We start from the raw sequence: 18,733 nt of genomic DNA, 5'->3' as shown, positions 1-18,733 counted from the left end.
AAGTCAGGGGATACCCATACAAAAAACATGGCATAGAAGCTGCATAGTGGGTGCGAACGATTCGATTAACTGGAGCAGACTGATGAAAAAAGTCGTCACGGTTTGCCCTTATTGTGCCTCAGGTTGCAAGATCCACCTGGTGGTCGATAACGGCAAAATCGTCCGGGCGGAGGCCGCACAGGGGAAAACCAACCAGGGCACGCTGTGCCTGAAAGGTTACTACGGCTGGGATTTTATTAACGATACCCAAATCCTTACCCCGCGCCTGAAAACCCCTATGATCCGCCGCGAGCGCGGCGGCAAGCTGGAAGCCGTCTCCTGGAACGAGGCGCTGGATTACGTCGCCACGCGCCTGAGCGCCATCAAGGCCAAGTATGGCCCGGATGCCATCCAGACCACCGGCTCTTCCCGCGGGACGGGAAATGAAACCAACTATGTGATGCAAAAATTCGCGCGCGCCGTTATTGGTACTAATAACGTCGACTGCTGCGCTCGCGTCTGACACGGCCCATCGGTTGCAGGTCTGCACCAGTCGGTCGGTAACGGCGCAATGAGTAATGCCATCAACGAGATAGATAATACCGATCTCGTCTTCATCTTTGGTTATAACCCGGCGGATTCTCACCCTATCGTCGCGAACCACGTTATTCGCGCTAAACAGAATGGGGCGAAAATCATCGTCTGCGATCCGCGCAAAATTGAAACCGCGCGCATTGCGGATATGCACATTGCATTGAAAAACGGCTCGAACATCGCGCTGTTGAATGCAATGGGACACGTCATCATTGAGGAGAACCTGTACGACCAGGCGTTTGTCGCGACCCGTACGGAAGGCTTTGAAGAGTATAAGAAAATAGTCGAAGGCTACACGCCAGAGTCGGTTGAAGCGATAACCGGCGTCAGTGCGCAGGCGATCCGTCAGGCGGCCAGGATGTATGCCGGGGCGAAAACCGCCGCCATCCTCTGGGGCATGGGCGTGACACAGTTCTACCAGGGCGTGGAAACCGTGCGCTCTCTGACCAGCCTCGCGATGCTGACCGGTAATCTGGGTAAAGCCCACGTTGGCGTGAACCCGGTGCGTGGTCAGAATAATGTGCAGGGCGCCTGCGATATGGGCGCGCTGCCGGATACTTATCCTGGCTACCAGTACGTGAAGTTCCCGGAGAACCGCGCCAAATTCGCGAAGGCCTGGGGCGTGGAAAGCCTGCCGGAACACACCGGGTACCGCATCAGCGAACTGCCGCACCGCGCGGCGCATGGCGAAGTGCGTGCGGCCTACATCATGGGTGAAGATCCGCTTCAAACCGACGCCGAGCTCTCTGCAGTGCGTAAAGGGTTTGAGGATCTGGAGCTGGTGATTGTCCAGGATATCTTCATGACCAAAACCGCGGCGGCGGCGGATGTCATTTTACCGTCGACCTCCTGGGGCGAGCATGAAGGCGTCTACACGGCGGCCGACCGCGGCTTCCAGCGCTTCTTCAAGGCAGTCGAGCCGAAGTGGGATCTGAAAACGGACTGGCAGATTATCAGCGAAATCGCCACCCGTATGGGCTACCCGATGCACTACAACAACACCCAGGAGATCTGGGACGAGTTGCGCAGCCTGTGCCCGGACTTCTACGGCGCCACCTATGAAAAAATGGGTGAGCTGGGATACATCCAGTGGCCGTGCCGGGATGAGTCGGAGGCCGATCAAGGCACGTCCTATCTCTTTAAGGAGAAATTCGACACCCCGAACGGGCTGGCGCAATTCTTCACCTGCGACTGGGTCGCGCCCATTGATAAACTCACCGATGAGTATCCGATGGTGCTCTCCACCGTACGTGAAGTGGGCCACTACTCCTGTCGTTCGATGACCGGCAACTGCGCCGCGCTGGCCGCGCTGGCGGACGAGCCCGGCTATGCGCAAATCAACACCGCCGATGCGGAACGCCTTGGTATTGAGGACGAGGCGCTGGTGTGGGTGAATTCGCGCAAAGGGCGGGTCATCACCCGTGCGCAGGTCAGCGATCGTCCAAACAAAGGGGCGGTCTATATGACCTATCAGTGGTGGATTGGTGCCTGCAACGAGCTGGTAACGGAGAACTTAAGCCCGATAACCAAAACGCCGGAGTATAAATACTGCGCCGTCAACGTTGAGCCGATTGCGGATCAGCACGCGGCGGAACAGTACGTGATCGACGAATATAACAAGCTGAAAGCCCGACTGCGCGAAAGCGCAATGGGTTGAAGCCGTTAATTCATCGATGAATAAAGGGAGTGATATATTCACTCCCTTTTTATTTCCGATTAATTCATAAGAAATATAAATTATTATTCTGGAAAGCGGCTCGCAGAAATAATGTAATTTTCGCGAAAAGGAATTACATCTTTGCATTTTAATTCAGCGAGATAAGATATGCGGCGGGTGCTTAAGACTTTCTGTCTTGAGCATTGTTGAGGGACAGAAAGTAGAAAGCCCCGGGAAATTTTCATTTACCCGAGGCTACTCCCTCAACTCCCAACAGGTTGAGAGTAGCCTCTTATTCTTTTTTTGACAAGGAGTAAAAGGCATGACGCCATTAAAAACTGCGTTAGGCATCGTCTTTATTGTTTGCCTGACGATAGTGATCTTTACCTTTATTACTCGCGGTAAGCTCTGCGAGTTTTCAATAAAGAGTGAACATCAGGAGGTGGCGGCTAAATTAGCCTGCAACCCAGGCTAACCTCTATGGGCGGAACAACGGTTCCGCCCGGCTTGTAGGATGCTGAGGTCTTAATGCACCCATTTTTTTCTTTTGCGCCCGCGATTATACTGCGCGGCGTGTACCCAGATGATAAGAATCCATGAAAGCCATTTTTCTGTTGTTAGTGTTTTTAACGTCCTTCGCCCGCGCGGATGAGATAGGCAGCCAGTATCGGAAACAGGCAGAAGCCGGTGATGCGCGTGCCCAGTATTATCTTGCCGATACGTACTTCAGCTCCGGCGACAGCAAGCAGGCCGCGCTGTGGGCCGAGAAAGCCGCGAAAGGCGGTGATGTCGACGCCATGGGGTTGCTCTCGCAAATCCTCTTTACACAGGGCGATTACGCACAGGCCAAAGCCCTGGCCCAACAGGCAAACATTGCTGGCAGCAAACGCGGCGCGATCATGCTGGCGCGCATTCTGGTAAATACTCAGGCGGGGAAAACGGACTATCCGCAGGCTATCAGACTGCTGCAAACGGCAACCGAAGATATCGACAGTGACTCTGCGGTCGATGCGCAGCTGCTGCTGGGACTCATTTATGCCAACGGCGTCGAGGTAGCGCAGGATGATGTGCAGGCCGCCTCGTGGTTCAAGCGGAGTTCAGCCCTTTCGCGTACCGGCTACGCCGAGTACTGGGCAGGGATGTTGTTCAGGCAGGGTGAGAAAGGCTTTATCACGCCCAATAAACAGAAAGCACTGTACTGGTTGAACCTGAGCTGTACTGAAGGGTTTGATACGGGATGTGAAGAGTTTGATGCGTTGAGCGGGGAGTAAAGTGCCGGGTGGCGGCTTCGCCTTACCCGGCCTACAAGACCCGCAGGCCCGGTAAGCGCAGCGCCACCGGGCTTAAGAGGTTAGCGATCGGCAGTCTTATCAAAACGACCCAGCACCTCGCGTTCATACGCCAGCGCCTTTTTACGATCGAATTTGTGTTCCCACTTGGCGATAACCAGCACCGCCAGTGCATTACCCACCACGTTCAGCGCCGTACGCGCCATGTCGAGGATACGGTCCACGCCCGCGATAAAGGCCAGGCCTTCCAGCGGAATACCGACGCTGCCCAGCGTCGCCAGCAGCACCACGAACGAAACGCCCGGTACGCCTGCGATACCTTTTGAGGTCACCATCAGCGTCAGCACCAGGACGATCTCCTGCCACAGCGACAGATCAATGCCGTACAGCTGGGCAATAAAGATAGCGGCGATACTCTGGTACAGCGTGGAGCCATCCAGGTTAAAGGAGTAACCGGTCGGCACCACGAAGCTGGTGATCGACGCTGGCGCGCCGTAGGCTTCCATCTTCTCAATAATACGCGGCAGCACGCTCTCAGAGCTTGCCGTGGAGTAGGCCAGAATCAGCTCATCTTTCAGGATACGGATCAGAATCCAGATGCTCAGCCCGCACAGACGCGCCACGATGCCCAGCACCACCAGCGCAAAGAACAGGATCGCGAAGTGCACCAGAATCACCAGCTTCGCCAGCGGCCAGAGGGAGGCAAAACCGAAGTTCGCCACGGTGACGGCAATAAGCGCAAACACCCCTACCGGCGCGTAACGCATCACCATGTGGGTCACTTTAAACATGGTCTCGGAGATAGAGCGGAACACGGTTACCAGCGGTTCGCGGTGCGTCGCGGGCAGAGAGGAGAGCCCCAGACCAAACAGGACCGAGAAGAAGATAATCGGCAACATCTCGCCCTTCGCCATCGATGCCACGATGTTGGTCGGTACCAGAGAAAGGATAGTGCCCATCAGGCCGTGCGCATGGCTCTGCACGTCAGCGGTTGTACTTTGGTATTTCGAAATATCCACCGTAGCCAGCTGCGACATATCAATACCGGAACCCGGCTGGAACACGTTCGCCAGGGTGATACCGAGAATGATCGCAACCGTAGTGATCACTTCGAAATAGATAATGGTTTTCGCACCAATACGACCTAACTGCTTCGCATCGCCGACGCCCGCAATACCCACCACCAGCGTCGAGATCACAATTGGTACCACAATCATCTTGATCAGATGAATAAAGATATCCCCTGCCGGTGAAAGCAGGTTCGCAATCAGCCAGTCGCGGCTGTCGCTGTGATAGTGGAGGTAACTGCCCAGCAAGATGCCCAGCACAAGGGCAATTAAGATCTGCCAGGCCAGGCTGACTTTAACGTTTTTCATAGAAACTGACTTCCTCAATGAAGCGCCTTATTCACTCAAACTGCATGAATAGGGGGACATACTGATAGGGTATGAATTGTGTTGCGTCGATTTATGGGATTTTTTAACGCGGCGTATGAGTATCATTTGCGCGGCCTGTTGCGCAAGCCTTAAAGAACGACGCATTTCACTCGTAAAAGCGTCCGTGACGGGAGTTTATCCTGTTTCTAATAAATAACCTTTTGTTATAAAAACGCTTTTTTAAACATAAATGTGAATAATCGTCAGCATAAATTATTTTCCTTCAAAGTTTCATTCGCTCATTTTTCAACCTGTTCAAACAATGCGTGATCTGTAGCCCAAATAATAAACAAAGCTTGTAAAGCCCCTACTATTAACGTTTTTGCGACATATTATTAACATCTTACAAGGAGAAAAAAAGCCATGAGCCAAATACACAAACATGACATTCCCGCAAACATTGCGGACCGTTGCCTGATCAACCCGGAGCAGTACCACGAGAAATATCAGCAATCTATCACCGCCCCGGACACCTTCTGGGGTGAGCAGGGCCATATCCTGGACTGGATCAAACCTTATCAGAAGGTGAAGAACACCTCCTTTGCGCCCGGTAACGTCTCCATTAAATGGTATGAAGATGGCACGCTGAACCTGGCGGCGAACTGCCTTGACCGCCACCTTGCCGCACGCGGGAACGAGACGGCGATTATCTGGGAAGGCGATGATGCCTCGCAGAGCAAACACATTACTTATAAAGAACTGCACCGCGACGTGTGCCGCTTTGCCAACGTCCTGCTGGATAAAGGCATTAAAAAAGGCGACGTGGTGGCAATCTATATGCCGATGGTGCCGGAAGCGGCGGTGGCCATGCTGGCCTGCGCGCGTATCGGCGCCATTCACTCGGTTATCTTTGGCGGGTTCTCGCCAGAGGCGGTTGCGGGTCGTATTGTCGATTCAAGCTCAAAACTGGTGATCACCGCCGATGAAGGCGTGCGTGCAGGACGCGGTATCCCACTTAAGAAAAACGTCGACGAAGCGCTGAAAAACCCGAACGTCAACACGGTCAGCAACGTCATCGTCCTTAAGCGTACCGGCGGCAAAATCGACTGGCACGAGGGGCGCGACCTGTGGTGGAGCGACCTGATTGAAAAAGCGAGCGACCAGCATCAGCCTGAAGAGATGAATGCGGAAGATCCGCTCTTCATTCTTTACACCTCTGGCTCAACCGGCAAACCGAAAGGCGTGCTGCACACCACCGGCGGCTATCTGGTCTACGCGGCCACCACGTTCAAATACGTCTTCGACTACCACCCGGGCGACATCTACTGGTGCACCGCCGACGTGGGCTGGGTCACCGGGCACAGCTACCTGCTGTACGGCCCGCTGGCCTGTGGCGCAACAACGCTGATGTTTGAAGGCGTACCGAACTGGCCGACCCCGGCGCGTATGTGCCAGGTCGTCGACAAGCATCAGGTCAATATTCTCTACACCGCGCCAACGGCGATCCGCGCCTTAATGGCGGAAGGCGATAAAGCCATCGAAGGCACCGACCGCTCTTCATTGCGCATCCTCGGTTCCGTGGGCGAGCCGATTAACCCGGAAGCCTGGGAGTGGTACTGGAAGAAAATCGGCAACGAGAAATGCCCGGTCATGGACACCTGGTGGCAGACCGAAACCGGCGGTTTCATGATCACCCCGATGCCGGGCGCCACGCAGCTGAAAGCAGGCTCGGCAACCCGTCCGTTCTTCGGCGTGCAGCCTGCGCTGGTGGATAACGAAGGCAACCCGCTGGAAGGCGCCACCGAAGGCAACCTGGTGATCACGGACTCGTGGCCGGGTCAGGCGCGTACCCTGTTCGGCGATCACGATCGCTTCGAGCAGACCTACTTCTCGACCTTTAAAAACATGTACTTCAGCGGCGACGGCGCGCGCCGTGATGAAGACGGTTATTACTGGATCACCGGACGCGTGGACGACGTGCTGAACGTCTCCGGCCACCGTCTGGGCACCGCGGAGATTGAATCGGCGCTGGTGTCGCATCCGAAGATTGCCGAAGCGGCCGTTGTCGGTATTCCGCACAACATCAAAGGCCAGGCGATTTACGCCTATGTCACTCTGAACCACGGGGAAGAGCCGTCGCCAGAGCTGTACACCGAAGTGCGCAACTGGGTGCGTAAAGAGATTGGCCCGCTGGCCACGCCGGACGTGCTGCACTGGACCGACTCGCTGCCGAAAACCCGCTCCGGCAAAATCATGCGCCGTATCTTGCGCAAAATCGCGGCAGGGGACACCAGCAACCTCGGTGATACCTCAACGCTCGCGGATCCTGGCGTGGTGGAAAAACTGCTCGAAGAGAAGCAGGCCATCGCAATGCCATCGTAATCTTTTCTTCCTCTCCCCGTGGGAGAGGGCCTGGGTGAGGGCATCAGACCGCACCTTCCTCCCCTCACCCTCTCCCCATAGGGGAGAGGGGATAAAAACAAACCAACCTTACCTTTGGAGACTCTGTGATGAATGACCATATTTGTCTGCAGATAGAGAATAGTGCGCACTACAGGGAGCTCGTCGATAAGCGGCAACGGTTTGCCTTCACCCTTTCCATCATCATGCTGATTATCTATGTCGGCTTTATTCTGCTGATCGCCTTTGCGCCGCACTGGCTGGGCACCCCGTTACACGAGGGGACCAGCGTGACGCGCGGTATTCCCATTGGCATTGGCGTGATCGTGATTTCATTTGTGCTCACCGGCGTCTACGTCTGGCGCGCGAACGGTGAATTCGATCGTCTTAATAAAGCGGTACTGCAAGAGGTAAAAGCATCATGAAGCGAGTCCTGACGGCGCTAGCCGCCACACTTCCCTTTGCCGCCCACGCGGCGGATGCCATTACCGGCGAGGTACAGCGCCAGCCAACCAACTGGCAGGCGATTATCATGTTCCTGATTTTCGTGGTGCTGACGCTGTACATTACGTACTGGGCGTCGAAACGCGTGCGCTCCCGTAACGACTACTACACCGCAGGCGGCAACATTACCGGCTTCCAGAACGGCCTGGCGATTGCGGGTGACTTTATGTCCGCCGCCTCGTTCCTCGGGATCTCCGCGCTGGTCTACACCTCCGGCTATGACGGCCTGATTTACTCCCTCGGCTTCCTCGTCGGCTGGCCGATCATTCTGTTCCTGATTGCCGAGCGCCTGCGCAACCTGGGCCGCTATACCTTCGCCGACGTGGCCTCGTATCGCCTGAAGCAGGGGCCGATTCGCACCCTCTCCGCCTGCGGTTCGCTGGTGGTGGTGGCACTGTATCTGATCGCGCAGATGGTGGGCGCGGGTAAATTGATCGAGCTGCTGTTCGGCCTGAACTACCACATCGCGGTGGTGCTGGTGGGCGTGCTGATGGTGATGTACGTCCTGTTCGGCGGCATGCTGGCCACCACCTGGGTGCAAATCATCAAAGCGGTATTGCTGCTGTTCGGCGCAAGCTTTATGGCCTTTATGGTGATGAAGCACGTCGGCTTCAGCTTCAATAACCTGTTTACCGAAGCCATGGCGGTTCACCCGAAAGGAGAAGCCATTATGAGCCCGGGCGGGCTGGTGAAAGACCCGATTTCTGCCCTGTCGCTCGGTCTGGGCCTGATGTTTGGTACCGCAGGTCTACCGCACATTCTGATGCGCTTCTTCACCGTGAGCGATGCGCGTGAAGCGCGCAAGAGCGTCTTCTACGCTACCGGCTTCATGGGCTACTTCTATATCCTGACCTTTATCATCGGCTTTGGTGCGATCATGCTGGTGGGGGCAAACCCGGCGTTTAAAGATGCCGCGGGCGCGCTGATTGGCGGCAATAACATGGCGGCGGTGCATCTGGCCGACGCGGTGGGCGGCAACCTGTTCCTCGGCTTTATCTCTGCCGTGGCCTTCGCCACCATTCTTGCGGTGGTTGCGGGCTTAACGCTGGCCGGGGCGTCGGCGGTTTCGCATGACCTCTACGCCAACGTCTTCCGCAAAGGCGCGAGCGAGCGCGATGAGCTGAAGGTCTCCAAAATCACCGTGCTGGTGCTGGGTGTAGTGGCGATCCTGCTGGGCATTCTGTTCGAGAAGCAAAACATCGCCTTTATGGTGGGGCTGGCCTTCTCCATCGCGGCAAGCTGTAACTTCCCGATCATCCTGCTCTCCATGTACTGGTCGAAACTGACCACCCGTGGCGCGATGATTGGCGGCTGGCTGGGGCTGCTGACGGCGGTGATCTTGATGATTCTGGGCCCGACAATCTGGGTGCAGATCCTCGGTCACGCCAGCGCCATCTTCCCGTATGAATACCCGGCGCTGTTCTCCATTGCCGTGGCGTTTATCGGTATCTGGGTCTTCTCGGCCACCGACAATTCGCCGGAGGGTAACCTGGAGCGCGAGAAATTCCGCGCCCAGTTTATTCGTTCACAAACCGGTCTTGGCGTTGAGCAGGGCCGCGCGCACTAAACCTTTCTCCCCGGCCATTCTGGTCGGGGAGCTTAAAACATCACCCACGCCACCAGCGGCGCAACCAGCACCATCACCACGCCCGACAGCATCATCACCAGGCTCGCGACAACGCCCTCCTGCTGGCCCAGCTCATAGGAACGTGCCGTGCCCGCGCCGTGCGACGCCGCGCCAAATCCCGCGCCTTTGGCCATTCCTTCCCGAATAGAAAGCCGCAGAAAGAGCATATCGCCCACCGCCATCCCAAAGACACCCGTCACCACCACAAACAGCGCCACCAGGTCCGGCTGTCCGCCGAGGGGTTTAGCCGCCGCCAGCGCAAACGGCGTGGTCACCGAGCGCACGGCCAGGCTGCGCTGAATTTCATCGGGCAGCGTAAACAGTCTCGCCAGCCAGACGGAGCTACAGACCGCGACCACCGTGGCGGTGATCACGCCTGCGCTGAGCGACATCCAGTGGCGCCTGATAATCGCCAGGTTGTCATAAACGGGCACGGCAAAGGCGATGGTCGCCGGGCCGAGCAGCCACAGCAGCCAGTGGGATTCACCAATGTAGTTCTGCCAGGAAATGTGGCCGAAGACCAGCATCAGCACCAGCAGGATCGGCGTGAAGACCAGCGGCATCAGCGGCAGCGCATGAAACCGGCGATACAGCCGCTTGTTGGCGAAGTAGATCCCGAGCGTCGCGATCAGGCACAAGACGCTGATCTGAAAGTTAGTCATGTTTGTGCCTGCTGATTTCAAACCGGTAGACTTTATCCACGACCCAGGCGGTCGCCCCCAGCACCATCAACGTACTCAGCGCGATCACCGCAAAGATTCGCCAGCCGTCCACCATCAGCAGTTGCGCATAGTTCACCACCGCCACCACGGCAGGGACAAAGAACAGCAGCATCTCCGCCAGCAGCCAGCGCGCCCCGGCGCGCACCCAGTTAAGGGGGATCACGCGACAGAGGATGAGCGTCAGCATCAGCAGCATCCCTACCAGGTTGGCAGGCAGCGGCAGGTGGAGCCAGCCGACAAGATATTCGGCGAAAACAAACAGTCCCGCGTAGAGCAGTACCTGAACCGGGACCTGGAGTCGTTGTACAACGGCAGGCGTAACACGGCTTAACGCCACGGCCATGGGGGTTTTCCTCAAAAATGAGACGAGGCGCCAGTATAGTGAGCGCACGGTGTGGACTGAAATGAATTAAAATCATCAAAGGTATAGTTTCGAGGAATAATCATGGACATAAGAACGCTGCGCTATTTTGTCGAAGTGGTTCGTCAGCAAAGTTTCACCCGCGCAGCGGAGAAGTTGTTTGTTACCCAGCCCACCATCAGCAAAATGCTGAAAAACCTCGAAGATGAACTGAACTGTACCCTGCTGATCCGCGACGGGCGCAAGCTGCTGCTGACCGACACCGGACGCGTGGTGTTCGAACGCGGGCTGGCGATTCTGGCGGAGTTCCGCCAGCTGGAAGCAGAGCTGGACGATATTAATCATCTGACCAAAGGGGTGCTTCGCCTCGGCATTCCCCCGATGGTCGGCATGATGATGGCCGGGCCGATTAGCCTGTTTCGCCAGCGTTATCCCGGCGTAGAGCTGAAGATTTCGGAGTTTGGTGGGTTAACCGTCCAGCAGGCCGTCACTAACGGCGAGCTCGACGTGGCAATGACCGCCCTCCCCGTTGAGGAAGAGAGCGGCCTGGCGACGCTTCCGCTCTTTAGCCACCCGCTGTGCGTGCTGGTGCCCCGCTCCGGCGACTGGCTAAAGAGGGAGTCGGTGAAGCCTGAACTGCTCGGCGAGCACCCTCTGCTGATCTACAACGAAGACTTCGCCCTCAGCCGCCAGCTGATGACGCTGTTTAACCAGCATAACGTCAAGCCGCGCATTGCGGTACGCAGCGGACAATGGGATTTCCTGGCCGCGATGGTGCAGGCGGGCGTGGGGATTGCCATTCTGCCGCAGCCGATTTGCGAGCGTCTGGATAAAAACACGCTGCGCTGGATCCCGCTGGAGAGCGATCTGCACTGGCAGTTAGGGATGATCTGGCGTGAAGGGGTCTATTTGTCGCAGAGCGCGCAGGCGTGGCTGCAGTGTTGTGAGGGGTTTTGGGTGCGGTCTGAATAGTGCCCGGTGGCGCTGCGCTTACCGGGCAAAACAGCGCTACTGATTCTCTATCAACAGCGCTTCCAGCAGGTCCAGATCGTGCAGCAGCTTTTGCAGCGTCTCGTTGCTGATCTGGCGCGTGGCGCGCAGGTGGTACAGTTCGGCACGCTCTGAGCGCAGCGCTGCCAGACGGAACCGGCGTTCCAGGTTCTCCTCCTGCAGCGAGCTTTCCACATCGTTACGCCCGTCCGCGCGGCGGCGAAGGTTACCAATTACGCGGGAACTCACCTCCGTCAGCAGCTGATTATCGATGTTCTCTTCCGCATCCGCGGCCAGGCGCTCTTCCATTTTCTGGATGGCGACAATCGCCACTTCGGCGGTCGCTGCACGCGCAATACGCTCTTCCTTGTGCTGCTGGGTCGAATCACCGACATCAATATGCTGGAGTAAAATCGGCAGCATAATCACGCCGACAAACAGTGAGAACAGAATGACGCCCGCCGCCAGGAACACCAGCTCGTAACGCGCCGGGAAGACGTCGCCCGTCGGCAGCAGCAGTGGAATGGAGAGGACACCGGCAAGGGTGATCGCCCCGCGTACGCCCGCAAAAGAGGCAATCAGCAGTTCACGCGTTGTCCACGAACCAAACTCCATCGGCTTTTTCTTCAGGAAGCGGACGCTGAAGTTTTTCATCGTCCACAACCAGCCGAAACGCACCAGCATCAGCGCCAGGTAGATCAACACGATGTCGGTAAACAGCATCCAGACTTCAACGTTCGGATCGGCTTCGGCCGCCACCAGCGAGGATTCCATAATGCCCGGCAGCTGCAGGCCCAACAGCAGGAACACCATGCCGTTAAAGACAAACTCCAGCATCGCCCAGGTGCTGTTTGCACGCAGACGCATAGCCAGCGGCGCGCGGCGCATCACGCCAGAGCGGGTAATGGTCATCCCTGCCGCCACTGCCGCCAGAATGCCCGACACGCCGATATGTTCGGCAATCAGATAAGAGGCGAACGGCAGCAGGAACAGCAGTACGATCTGCGTAGCGGGTTCATCGCCGCCCCAGCGGCTGAGGAAGCGCAGCGAGCGGCCGTACAGCCAGCTCACCACGAAGCCCGCGAGAATACCGCCAATCGCCACCTTGAAGAACTCCAGGGTCGCGCCGCCGACGGTAAAGACCATCGTGCCCATCGCAACGGCCACGGCAAACTTCAGGGCAACCAGGCCGGAGGCGTCATTCATCAGCGCCTCACCCTGTAAAATCCCCATGATTTTCTTCGGAATGCGGCCTTCACCCACAATGCCGGACAGCGCCACGGCATCGGTTGGCGACAGCACGGCGGCCAGCGCAAAAGCCGGTATTAACGGAATGCCCGGTACCGTCCAGTAGATCAGAAAACCAATCCCGACGACGGTGACCACCACCAGCGCCAGCGCCAGGCCGAAGATCTCTCGCCCGTGCTCAAGGAATTCGCGCGTGGGCGTTTTCCAGCCATCGGCAAACAGCAGTGGCGGGATGAACAGCACGAGGAACAGTTCGGGGTCAAATTCCACGTGCAGGCCAAACGTCGGCCACGCCAGCAGCGCGCCGATGGCAATTTGCATTAATGGCAGGGGGACCTGAAAGGGCAGTACGCGTGTAACCACCCCGGATAGCGAGACCACAAGGGTCATGATGAGTATTGTGAAGAAGATTTCCATGCGTTCCCTGTTTGCTGTGTTGCTTATGTACTCCGGAAGGCGTCGTGCCTTTTATTCTATCTTCCCCAGAGTAACGCAAAAGGCAACAGGATGAGTCCTGAAAATAAAAACGGGCGGCCTGAGCCACCCGTTTTCGCATCAAAGGCCAATTTAGATTGCCCAGCCGCCCGCGTAAAACGCCACCAGCGCAACGGCAATCACAACGGTGCCAACGTTCAGCTTGCGCCATTCCCCGGAGACCAGACGACCAATCACCAGCGATGCGAAACCGATCATAATGCCGGTCACGATGTTACAGGTCAGCACGATAAAGACCGCGGTAATCAGGCCAGACATCGCGTCCACGAAATCCGCAAAGTCGATTTTCGCCACGTTGCTCAGCATCAGCAGGCCAACGTACATCAGCGCTGGCGCGGTCGCGTACGCCGGAACCAGGTAGGAGAGCGGAGAGAGGAACAGGATCAGCATGAACAGCACGCCCACGGTGATCGCCGTCAGGCCGGTTTTACCGCCTGCCGCCGTACCCGCTGCGGACTCGATGTACACCGCCGCAGGCGCTGCGCCCACCAGGCCTGAGAAGACGCTGCTCAGGGAGTCCGTCGTCAGCGCTTTGCCACCGTCAATAATCTGACCGTCTTTATCCAGCAGGTTCGCCTGACCGGCCACCGCACGAATGGTCCCGGTCGCGTCAAACACCGCGGTCATTACCAGCGCCAGCACGCTTGGCAGGATGACCGGGTTCAGCGCGCCAACGATATCCAGGCTGCCAATCAGAGAGTTGCCTTTGTCATCACTCAGCGACGGCATGGCGAAAATGCCGGAGAAGTGGACGTTCGGATCGAAAATCAGGCCGACAATGGAAACGCCGATAATGGTCAGCAGGATGCCGCCCGGGACTTTCAGTTTTTCCAGACCGATAATCACCGCCAGCCCGATCAGCGACATGATCACCGGGAAGCTGGCGAAATGGCCGAGCGCCACCGGCAGACCGTCCAGCGGGTTCTTGATGACCAGACCGACGCCGTTGGCGGCGATCAGCAGCAGGAACAGGCCGATGCCGATGCCGGTACCGTGCGCCACGCCCTGCGGCAGGTTGCGCAAGATCCAGCTACGGATGCCGGTCGCTGAAATAACGGTAAACAGCACACCCATCAGGAACACGGCGCCCAGCGCAACCGGTACGCTGATGTGCTGGCCCAGCACCAGGCTGAACGCGGTAAACGCGGTCAGGGAGATGGCGCAACCAATCGCCAGCGGCAGGTTCGCCCACAGGCCCATCACGATAGAGCCCACGCCGGCCACAAGGCAGGTCGCTACAAAGACAGCTGCTGGCGGGAAGCCCGCTTTGCCCAGCATGCCCGGCACAACGATGACGGAATACACCATCGCCAGAAACGTTGTCAAACCGGCAACGATTTCCTGACGCACGGTGCTGCCGCGGGCCGAAATTTTAAACATGGCGTCAAGTGAACCGCCAGTACGCGCAGATGGCGTAGACATAGAAAACATCCCCTGAGAGTTTTTTAGGAAGTCCGTAAGCGAGGTGGAGACGCCACTGCCAGCTAAACGTCAAATCCTTGTGTTGCGTTTGCGACGAAAGGGCGTCACAGAAAAAGCAAACGTTTAGCTCCGCGCTTACAAACGGGTGGTCAAATTAAGGCAAACGATTATCTAGCCTAATCCCCGCCCTTTTCAACTGAACTTTATCGTTTTTCGCTAAAATTCACTTATGACGCTGAAGAAATAAACAGAGGATGCGCAAACGTTATCGTCTATGCGCAATTTGTTTACATTTCAATCCTCCCCCGGGATGAATAACGGCCCCCCTTGTGCCAGGGTTCGTTGCCAGCCAGGGCTGTTTTCAACCTTCGTTTTCCATGCCTGACTATGCGGCAAGTTGTTAATACCGCCGCGCGCCAGCAGGGCAAAGATCGGGAAGCTCATCTGGATGTCGGCCATGCTGAGCGAATCCCCGGCAAACCAGCTGTTTTTAGCAAGGTGCGACTCAATAAAGCGTGCATGGGTTTCCAGCTGGCGGTTGAGGTACGCTTTCTGCACCCCCTGCCCCAGCGCTTTTCCCAGGGTTCGGATACCAAACGGCACGGGCGGCTTGCCGAGGCTGTTGAAGACCAGCTTCATTAACAGCAGCGGCATCAGCGATCCTTCCGCGTAGTGCAACCAGAAGCGGTACTGCACCTTATGCGCGGGATCTAAAGGCTTAAGCCGCGACTCGGGATCGTACGTCTCCTGCAGATACTCCAGAATGGCGCCTGACTCTGCGAGGATCAGTCCGTTATCTTCGATGACCGGTGATTTGCCCAACGGATGCACCTTTTTGAGCGCCTCAGGTGCCAGCATGTTCTTTTCGCGCTGATAGTGAACGATCTCATAAGGCAGACCGAGTTCTTCCAGCGCCCAGATTACGCGGTGCGAGCGCGACTGGTTTAGGTGGTGTACCGTGAGCATGGCTTTCTCCTGTTATTCATACTTTTTAACTATAGAAAATTGAACAACACCGCGAAAAAAATTCGGCTAAAAACCGGTCAGCGTCGCTGGCGAAAAAACGGGCCTTGCATAGAATTAAAGTGTCAGCACAATCCGGAACCTCCCCAACCAGCTCGACACGAGGGGTGCTGATGTCGGGGGAAACCCTCCCGTGAACCAGCGGGATAGAGAGAAAGACAAAGACCGGGAAAAACTAAAGCGCCCTTTGTGGCGCTTTAGTTCTTTATGTATGTGGGGTTTTGCCGGGTGGCGGCTACGCCTTACCCGGCCTACATTTGACGGTTTGGTAGGCCGGGTAAGCGAAGCGCCACCCGGCAAACCGATCTCAATCCTCTTCCAGCAACCGCGCTCCCGTTCCCTGCTCGCCCAGTTTGTCCCCGGGGTTACGCAGCGGGCAGTCGCTGCGCGACAGGCAACCGCAGCCAATGCAGCCATCCAGTTCGTCACGCAGCGCGACCAGCGTATGAATACGCCTGTCCAGCTCTTCACGCCACTGGGACGACAGCTCTTTCCACTCTTTCGGGCTCAGCGTGTGCCCTTCCGGCAGCACGCCAAATGCCTCGCCGATCGTGGCCAGGGGAATTCCGATTCGTTGCGCAATTTTGATAATCGCCACGTAGCGGAGCACGTCGCGGGTATAGCGACGCTGGTTGCCGCCATTACGGATGCTTTTAATTAACCCTTTGCTTTCATAGAAGTGGAGCGCCGATACCGCCACGCCGCTTCGCTTTGCCACTTCGCCGGGGGTTAACAGCGCTTTAATGCGCGGCAATCTCTTTTCCATAAAACCTCTTTACCTCAAGTTAACTTGAGGAATTATACTCCCCCGCAGAGAAAACGACGAATTAACCGAGATAGTTGTATCTACAGAGGGGCAACCTTATGTCGCATCAGCAGATTATTCAGACGCTTATTGAATGGATTGATGACCATATCGACCAACCGTTGAACATTGATGTGGTCGCGAAAAAGTCGGGCTATTCGAAATGGTATTTACAGAGAATGTTCCGTACGGTCATGCATCAGACGCTGGGTGAGTACATTCGTCAGCGCAGACTGCTGCTGGCGGCGCAGGCGCTACGCTCAACGCAGCGGCCGATTTTTGATATCGCGATGGATCTTGGCTATGTGTCGCAACAAACCTTTTCCCGCGTGTTTCGCCGCGAGTTTGACCGCACGCCGAGCGACTATCGCCACCAGTTGAATTAATCACGCTCAGTGCAAAGGTTGCTGCTGCCAGGTCATAAATTCCTGGGGCGGCATCGCTTTCGCGAAGTGCCATCCCTGACAAAACTGGACGCCGCGCTTCAACAGCCAGCTCACCTGCTCTGCCGTCTCAACCCCTTCCGCAATGGTTTTCAGCCGCAGGCTTTGCGCCATCTCGATAATATGCTCGGCGATCAGGTGGCTGGTGCTGTTGGTCGTTAAGGTATCGATAAACGATTTGTCGATTTTCAGAATATCGACGTTCAGCGAGTAGAGATTGTGCAGGTTCGAGTAGCCGGTACCGAAATCATCGATGGCGACTTCATACCCCGCCTGACGAAAAGCCTGAATCACCGGCGTGGTTTTAGGCACATCGATAAAACCGCGTTCCGTCACTTCAATTTTGATTTGCTGCGCGCGGACGGCATAGTGGCGGGCCTTCTCAGAAATCATGGCGATCAGCCGCGAGGAGTGGAAATCCGTCGCCGACAGGTTAATCGAAATATAGAGATGCGGATGCTCGGCCAGGAAATGGCCTAAATCACTGAACACTTCCTCAACGACATAATCCGTAATCCGCTCGCTCATCCCCTCATTTTCAGCCAGCGGAATAAACTCAGCCGGGCTCATCACCTGCCCGTTAAAACCAGGCCAGCGTAATAACGCCTCCGCGCCGACACACCGGTTGTTCTTGATATCAATAATCGGCTGATAGTGCACGCAAAGCTGGCGTTTGTTCAGCGCCCTGTGCAGTAAACGCCCCGGCGAATTGAGCTCACGATGGGTGCGAGACCAGACCAGCAAAATAATAATGCTGCAAATCATTCCCAGCGGCAGCGTTAATGTCGCCTGATGGTAAAGCGTTTCATAAAAGCGTTTATTCGATGTCGACACGATAGCCGCAATCGGTCTTTTGGGGGATGTGACGATCGTATAAAAGCGGTTATCTTTTTGAAATACCGATTCCTTATCCCGAATCATCGAATTTAATAAAGAAACATTGGCTTTCTGACTGACGGAAAAGAAAGCATTGGTTACCGTGTCGTATACCCCCCACGAGAGAGAATGATCCGCAGACATGACTTCGCTGTATGAAAGCGGATTAACGACCACCACATAATTTCCACGCTGCATATATGTCATTTTATAACCAGTATAAAATGGGGTGTCGCGATAATAATAGATAGCGACGTCAGGTTTACGCGTGTAATTAGCGACGGGAATAGCGTAGGGACGATCCGGTGTAAAAACGGTCGAACAAAGAAAATTCTGACCTTCAGCATAAATTAAATCGGCAACAAACAGGCGGCCACGAACAACGTTCAACATATATTGACGGTGTCCCGGGGTGCAAAGCTCGCCCCGATATTTTTCCGCCTCGTCCCGGGCCAGATCAACCTGCTGTATAACCAGCTCTGTTTTGTCTAAAGCCAGTTCAGCAAATGTCCGTAGCTGGGCGCTTGTTTCAGACACGGCTCTTAGCTGGGCAAACCATAGCGCAAGCATCACCGGCAGCATAACTACCATGATGATCCCTACCACCCTGAGCATCTTGCGCTGCGCGCTACGATTCATTTCCCGCCCTATATCCCTGCATGTTGTACGCCTGTAGTAATGAAGGCCGGATGCTGTGTTAAACAGGTGATTACGTTGCATGAATCATGCGAAGTTAGCAACTGACTTTTCGTATTAAAAATCTTAAATTTCGTTATGACGATAATATTTTCCCGTAAGTGAAACTGTAAGTATTCGTTCCGTTTCAATTAAGGAAAATAATTATCCAGCCCGTAAGGGCGGTGGGAAGATAACACAACAGACGATTGTTGATTAAGCCAAACTTCTGGCAGCATGAAAAAAG

At 56.0% G+C, this 18,733-nt stretch carries 16 protein-coding genes; 8 read left to right on the top strand and 8 right to left on the bottom strand.

What is annotated here, in order from left to right:
- Nucleotides 1-82 precede the first annotated feature (82 nt).
- The 3 genes from fdhF (at nt 83) to V1572_RS04505 (ending at nt 3,501) form a co-directional block, all read left to right on the top strand.
- Nucleotides 83-2,230: a formate dehydrogenase subunit alpha gene (fdhF, locus tag V1572_RS04515; RefSeq protein ID WP_080347341.1), complete on the top strand. Its 2,148-nt coding sequence runs from the start codon at nt 83-85 to the stop codon at nt 2,228-2,230.
- 322 nt (nt 2,231-2,552) lie between these two features.
- Nucleotides 2,553-2,705 (top strand): Hok/Gef family protein, encoded by a 153-nt coding sequence (locus V1572_RS04510; protein ID WP_045909184.1) that lies wholly within the window; start codon nt 2,553-2,555, stop codon nt 2,703-2,705.
- Between the two features lie 121 nt (nt 2,706-2,826).
- On the top strand, nt 2,827-3,501 hold the full coding sequence (locus V1572_RS04505; RefSeq protein ID WP_023618154.1) for a tetratricopeptide repeat protein: 675 nt from the start codon (nt 2,827-2,829) through the stop codon (nt 3,499-3,501).
- 80 nt (nt 3,502-3,581) lie between these two features.
- Here the strand turns inward: V1572_RS04505 and gltP are convergent, their stop codons facing one another.
- Complete coding sequence (gltP, locus tag V1572_RS04500; protein WP_045909183.1) at nt 3,582-4,895, bottom strand: glutamate/aspartate:proton symporter GltP; 1,314 nt, start codon at nt 4,893-4,895, stop codon at nt 3,582-3,584.
- A 423-nt stretch (nt 4,896-5,318) separates the two neighbouring features.
- Between gltP and acs the strand changes: the two genes are divergently transcribed.
- The 3 genes from acs (at nt 5,319) to actP (ending at nt 9,366) form a co-directional block, all read left to right on the top strand.
- Nucleotides 5,319-7,277: an acetate--CoA ligase gene (acs, locus tag V1572_RS04495; protein WP_048226461.1), complete on the top strand. Its 1,959-nt coding sequence runs from the start codon at nt 5,319-5,321 to the stop codon at nt 7,275-7,277.
- 128 nt (nt 7,278-7,405) lie between these two features.
- Nucleotides 7,406-7,720, top strand: a complete 315-nt coding sequence (locus V1572_RS04490; RefSeq protein ID WP_395299732.1) for a DUF485 domain-containing protein — start codon at nt 7,406-7,408, stop codon at nt 7,718-7,720.
- On the top strand, nt 7,717-9,366 hold the full coding sequence (gene actP, locus V1572_RS04485; protein WP_045909181.1) for a cation/acetate symporter ActP: 1,650 nt from the start codon (nt 7,717-7,719) through the stop codon (nt 9,364-9,366). The genes V1572_RS04490 and actP overlap by 4 nt, the downstream gene beginning before the upstream one ends.
- A gap of 32 nt (nt 9,367-9,398) precedes the next feature.
- On the opposite strand, the gene V1572_RS04480 is transcribed toward actP, so the two are convergent.
- Together V1572_RS04480 and V1572_RS04475 are read right to left on the bottom strand one after the other, a co-directional pair.
- Nucleotides 9,399-10,088, bottom strand: coding sequence for an LrgB family protein (locus V1572_RS04480; protein ID WP_045909180.1), 690 nt, complete (start codon nt 10,086-10,088; stop codon nt 9,399-9,401).
- Nucleotides 10,081-10,491, bottom strand: coding sequence for a CidA/LrgA family protein (locus V1572_RS04475; RefSeq protein WP_021242769.1), 411 nt, complete (start codon nt 10,489-10,491; stop codon nt 10,081-10,083). Before V1572_RS04475 ends, V1572_RS04480 begins: the two co-directional genes overlap by 8 nt.
- A 102-nt stretch (nt 10,492-10,593) precedes the next feature.
- Between V1572_RS04475 and V1572_RS04470 the strand changes: the two genes are divergently transcribed.
- Nucleotides 10,594-11,481: a LysR family transcriptional regulator gene (locus V1572_RS04470; protein ID WP_024906729.1), complete on the top strand. Its 888-nt coding sequence runs from the start codon at nt 10,594-10,596 to the stop codon at nt 11,479-11,481.
- 36 nt (nt 11,482-11,517) lie between these two features.
- Here V1572_RS04470 and V1572_RS04465 read toward each other — a convergent pair whose 3' ends face one another.
- The 4 genes from V1572_RS04465 to soxR all read right to left on the bottom strand — a co-directional run bounded on the left by V1572_RS04465 (nt 11,518) and on the right by soxR (nt 16,453).
- On the bottom strand, nt 11,518-13,164 hold the full coding sequence (locus tag V1572_RS04465; RefSeq protein WP_008503391.1) for a Na+/H+ antiporter: 1,647 nt from the start codon (nt 13,162-13,164) through the stop codon (nt 11,518-11,520).
- 150 nt (nt 13,165-13,314) lie between these two features.
- Nucleotides 13,315-14,664, bottom strand: coding sequence for a guanine/hypoxanthine transporter GhxP (gene ghxP, locus V1572_RS04460; RefSeq protein WP_008503390.1), 1,350 nt, complete (start codon nt 14,662-14,664; stop codon nt 13,315-13,317).
- A 294-nt stretch (nt 14,665-14,958) separates the two neighbouring features.
- Entirely contained in the window at nt 14,959-15,630 is a 672-nt protein-coding gene (locus V1572_RS04455) for a glutathione S-transferase (RefSeq protein ID WP_196365647.1), read from the bottom strand.
- Between the two features lie 364 nt (nt 15,631-15,994).
- Nucleotides 15,995-16,453: a redox-sensitive transcriptional activator SoxR gene (gene soxR / locus V1572_RS04450; RefSeq protein WP_008503388.1), complete on the bottom strand. Its 459-nt coding sequence runs from the start codon at nt 16,451-16,453 to the stop codon at nt 15,995-15,997.
- 98 nt (nt 16,454-16,551) lie between these two features.
- Between soxR and soxS the strand changes: the two genes are divergently transcribed.
- Nucleotides 16,552-16,878 (top strand): superoxide response transcriptional regulator SoxS, encoded by a 327-nt coding sequence (soxS, locus tag V1572_RS04445; protein ID WP_008503387.1) that lies wholly within the window; start codon nt 16,552-16,554, stop codon nt 16,876-16,878.
- A 6-nt stretch (nt 16,879-16,884) separates the two neighbouring features.
- On the opposite strand, the gene V1572_RS04440 is transcribed toward soxS, so the two are convergent.
- A complete protein-coding gene (locus V1572_RS04440) occupies nt 16,885-18,450 on the bottom strand; it encodes an EAL domain-containing protein (RefSeq protein ID WP_048030238.1) in 1,566 nt (521 codons plus the stop codon).
- Nucleotides 18,451-18,733: the final 283 nt, after the last annotated feature.

The organism is Enterobacter quasiroggenkampii (assembly GCF_043972695.1).
GTDB classification, from domain to species: Bacteria; Pseudomonadota; Gammaproteobacteria; order Enterobacterales; family Enterobacteriaceae; genus Enterobacter; species Enterobacter quasiroggenkampii.
This window is presented reverse-complemented; position numbering and strand designations above follow the sequence as displayed.

Excerpts from the sequence above, each read along its gene's own strand:
- V1572_RS04510 (WP_045909184.1), top strand. The coding sequence starts at position 2,553 with ATGACGCCATTAAAAACTGCGTTAGGCATCGTCTTTATTGTTTGCCTG.
- V1572_RS04505 (WP_023618154.1), top strand. The coding sequence starts at position 2,827 with ATGAAAGCCATTTTTCTGTTGTTAGTGTTTTTAACGTCCTTCGCCCGC.
- gltP (WP_045909183.1), bottom strand. The coding sequence starts at position 4,895 with ATGAAAAACGTTAAAGTCAGCCTGGCCTGGCAGATCTTAATTGCCCTT.
- acs (WP_048226461.1), top strand. The coding sequence starts at position 5,319 with ATGAGCCAAATACACAAACATGACATTCCCGCAAACATTGCGGACCGT.
- V1572_RS04490 (WP_395299732.1), top strand. The coding sequence starts at position 7,406 with ATGAATGACCATATTTGTCTGCAGATAGAGAATAGTGCGCACTACAGG.
- actP (WP_045909181.1), top strand. The coding sequence starts at position 7,717 with ATGAAGCGAGTCCTGACGGCGCTAGCCGCCACACTTCCCTTTGCCGCC.
- V1572_RS04480 (WP_045909180.1), bottom strand. The coding sequence starts at position 10,088 with ATGACTAACTTTCAGATCAGCGTCTTGTGCCTGATCGCGACGCTCGGG.
- V1572_RS04475 (WP_021242769.1), bottom strand. The coding sequence starts at position 10,491 with ATGGCCGTGGCGTTAAGCCGTGTTACGCCTGCCGTTGTACAACGACTC.
- V1572_RS04470 (WP_024906729.1), top strand. The coding sequence starts at position 10,594 with ATGGACATAAGAACGCTGCGCTATTTTGTCGAAGTGGTTCGTCAGCAA.
- V1572_RS04465 (WP_008503391.1), bottom strand. The coding sequence starts at position 13,164 with ATGGAAATCTTCTTCACAATACTCATCATGACCCTTGTGGTCTCGCTA.
- ghxP (WP_008503390.1), bottom strand. The coding sequence starts at position 14,664 with ATGTCTACGCCATCTGCGCGTACTGGCGGTTCACTTGACGCCATGTTT.
- V1572_RS04455 (WP_196365647.1), bottom strand. The coding sequence starts at position 15,630 with ATGCTCACGGTACACCACCTAAACCAGTCGCGCTCGCACCGCGTAATC.
- soxR (WP_008503388.1), bottom strand. The coding sequence starts at position 16,453 with ATGGAAAAGAGATTGCCGCGCATTAAAGCGCTGTTAACCCCCGGCGAA.
- soxS (WP_008503387.1), top strand. The coding sequence starts at position 16,552 with ATGTCGCATCAGCAGATTATTCAGACGCTTATTGAATGGATTGATGAC.
- V1572_RS04440 (WP_048030238.1), bottom strand. The coding sequence starts at position 18,450 with ATGAATCGTAGCGCGCAGCGCAAGATGCTCAGGGTGGTAGGGATCATC.